The sequence below is a fragment of the Streptomyces sp. SM1 genome, assembly GCF_002910825.1.
Lineage (GTDB): Bacteria > Actinomycetota > Actinomycetes > Streptomycetales > Streptomycetaceae > Streptomyces > Streptomyces okerensis.
Genome location: NZ_NEUB01000582.1, coordinates 1 through 2,957, shown reverse-complemented (window position 1 = coordinate 2,957; position 2,957 = coordinate 1). Strand labels below are relative to the sequence as shown.

The 2,957-nt window shown below is 75.0% G+C and carries 2 protein-coding genes; both read left to right on the top strand.

What is annotated here, in order from left to right; all coding sequences use genetic code 11:
- Positions 1 to 160 precede the first annotated feature (160 nt).
- Positions 161 to 358: a hypothetical protein gene (locus B9S61_RS14415; protein WP_103542618.1), complete on the top strand. Its 198-nt coding sequence runs from the start codon at positions 161 to 163 to the stop codon at positions 356 to 358.
- A 191-nt stretch (positions 359 to 549) separates the two neighbouring features.
- Positions 550 to 2,957 (top strand): AAA family ATPase (locus B9S61_RS14410; RefSeq protein ID WP_103542617.1); only part of this gene is annotated, 2,408 nt, incomplete at its 3' end.

The window sequence follows — 2,957 nt, the reverse complement described above, 5'->3', positions numbered from 1 at the left end:
CCCCGGCACCGTCCCGTCCGTCCTGCTCCTGTCCCATCCCGGCCACTGACCGGCAAGGCACCGCAGAAACAACGCACCGCGGAAACAACGCACCGCAGAAGCAAGGCACGTCCGCCTCCAGCCCCGTACCCGCCGTACGGACATCAGAAGGGGATCACTCATGGACCAGCACGTGAACACCACCGCCGCCGACTGCGCCGCGCCCGCCGCCGAGGAGCAGGACGCGGCGGGCGGGATCACGCTCACCGGCCGCAACCGCGCCTGCGCCCGCGCCCGGGTGCTGGCCGGGATGGTGCTGACCAGCGGCATCGTCGTCACGCTGACCTCGCTGGACACCTCGGTCTCCGCGCCGAGCTGATCCGTGCCGTCATCACGTCGCGCGAGGGCGCGGGCCCGGCGGACGGGCCCGCGCCGCGGTCCGTCCGCCGAGACCTCCCGTTTCCGCCCCGGCAGAGGGCCGTTCCCGTGCGGGGCGGACGGCTTCACGGCGGGTGACGACTCCGATGCGGTCTGCCCCGAATCCCGACATCCTGATTATCATCTGCGTTCATGCGTTCCCATGCGCCTTCCCTCGTCGGGCGGGACCCTCAACTCAGCCTTCTCGACGGTGCCCTGGCCGAGGCACGACAGGGACGGGGTGGTGTCGTCTTCCTGGTCGGTGAGGCCGGGGTGGGCAAGTCGCGGCTCGCGGCGGAGGCCGTGGGCGGCGCGCTCGGCTCCGGGATGCGGGTACTGCGCGGCCGCAGCAGCACCACCGGCCCCGCGGTGCCGTTCCGTCCGCTGACCGAGGCACTGATGCCGCTGTTCCGCGGCGGCGAACCCCTGGACGACGCGGCCCTCGGCCCGTACCGGCCGGTCCTGGGGCGGCTGATACCGGAGTGGGACACCGGGGAGCGGGAGAGCACCTCCATGGTGATCCTGGGCGAGGCGGTACTGCGGCTGCTGCTGGCCGCGGGGCGCGGGCAGGGGCAGTTGCTCCTGCTGGAGGACCTGCACGACGCCGACCCAGAGACCCTCGGCGTCCTCGAGTACCTGGTGGACAACCTGGAGTACACGCCGGTACTGCTGCTGGCCACCGTGCGGACCGACTTCAGCGACGCGCTGGACCTGGCGCAGGCCGCCCGCCGCCGGGGCTCCGCCACCCTCACCGAACTCCCGCCGCTGACCCGGCCCCAGGTGGAGGAGATGACGGCGGCGCACCTGGGGGTGGACGGCCCCCACGAGGTGCCACAGGCGGTCCCGGACCGCCTGTGGGAGGACGGTGCGGGCAGTCCCTACCTGGTCGAGGAGCTGCTGCAGTCCATGATCGGGGCGGGCACCCTGGTGCAGGGTGCCGACGGCTGGCGCACGGTCGGCGATCTGCGGCGGGATGTGTCCTCCACGCTGGCCCGGGGCATCCTGCGCCGCATCGACCGGCTGGGCGCGCAGGGCCTGACGCTGCTGTCGGCCGCCGCGGTGCTGGGCCGCCGCTTCCCGCTCACCGTGCTGCAGCACATGACGGGCGTCGACGACCGGACGCTGCTCAGCCATCTGCACGCGGGCGTCGCCGCCCGGCTGGTCATCCCCGACGAGCCCGCCCCCGACTGGTACTCCTTCCGCCACTCCCCCACCGTCGAGGCCCTGTTCACCCAGATGACGCCGGGTCAGCGGGCGGAGCTGGCACGGCGCGGCGCGCGGGCCGTCGAGGAACTGCACCCGGGCCTCGGGGGCGACTGGTGCGCGCTGGCGGCCGGGCTGCGCTGCGAGGCCGGGGACCGGGTGGAGGCGGGGCTCCTGTACGCGGACGCCGGCGGGCGGGCCCTGGCGGCGGGTGCCCTGGGCTCGGCGGTGACCCTGCTCAGCCGGGCCGAGGAGCTGCTGGCCGAGGCCGGTGATCCGCAGGCCCGGGCCTCGGTGCTGGAGGACCTGCTGCCCGCGCTCGCGGAGGCCGGTGACTTCGCCCGCGCCTTCGACCTGGCCGAGGACCTGCACGTGCTGGGCGGGGCAGGGCTGAACGCGGTACGGCTGGCCACGCTGCACGCCCGGCTGGCCAAGGTGGCCCACACGGCGGGCCGGTGGAGCGACGGCAACCGGCAGGTCGCCAGGGCACGGGAGGTTCTGGCGGGGGCACCGGACGAGGCGACGGCCGCGGCCGTCGACGTCACGGCCGCCTACCTCGCCCTGGACACCCCGGGTCCGGACCGCACCCAGCACGCGGAGAAGCTGGCCCGCTCCGCGGCCGACACCGCCGAGCGGCACGGCCTGCCGGTCGTCGCCTGTCAGGCGCGGGAGCTGCTGGCCACCGTCGCCCGCGAGCGGGACCCCGAGGAGTCCGCCGACATGCTCCGGCAGGCCCTCGAGACCGCCGAGCGGCACCGGCTTCCCCTGCAGCGCATGTACGCGGCCACCCGTATGAGCGGCAACGCCTGGCTCGCCGAGGGCGACACCTCCGGTCTGCTGGCGGCCCGCGAGGAGGCGCTGCGGCTGGGCTCGGTGAACATCGTGCACACGGTGGACGGGATCCTCGTCCTGGACGCGGTGCTGCGCGGGGACCACGCGGCCGCACGGTCGGCCGCGGCGGACTGCCTGTCGGTGGCGCGGCGGCTGCGGCTGGCACCCGTCGTGCGGTACGTGCTGATGGCGCAGGCCACCCTGGAGGCGCACCGCGCGGACCGGCCGGCGATGGAGGCGTCCCTGGCGGCGTTCACCGAGTGGGACGGCGCGGGTTCGCAGGAGGAGCCGCTGAGCCTGGGGCTGGCCCGCGCCTTCTGCGCGCTGCTGGAGGAGGACCGTGACCTGGCGCGCGCCGAACTGCGGGCGGTGCAGTCCATGGAGGCGGGCAACCCCTCCACCTACCACCTGGGCGGCACACACGGCCTGGTCCTGCTGCTGGACGTGCTCGCCGGTGACGCGGGCCGGAGCCGGCACGAGGAGACCACCGCCACCGCGATGGCCCGGATGCGGTGGAACCGCCAGTT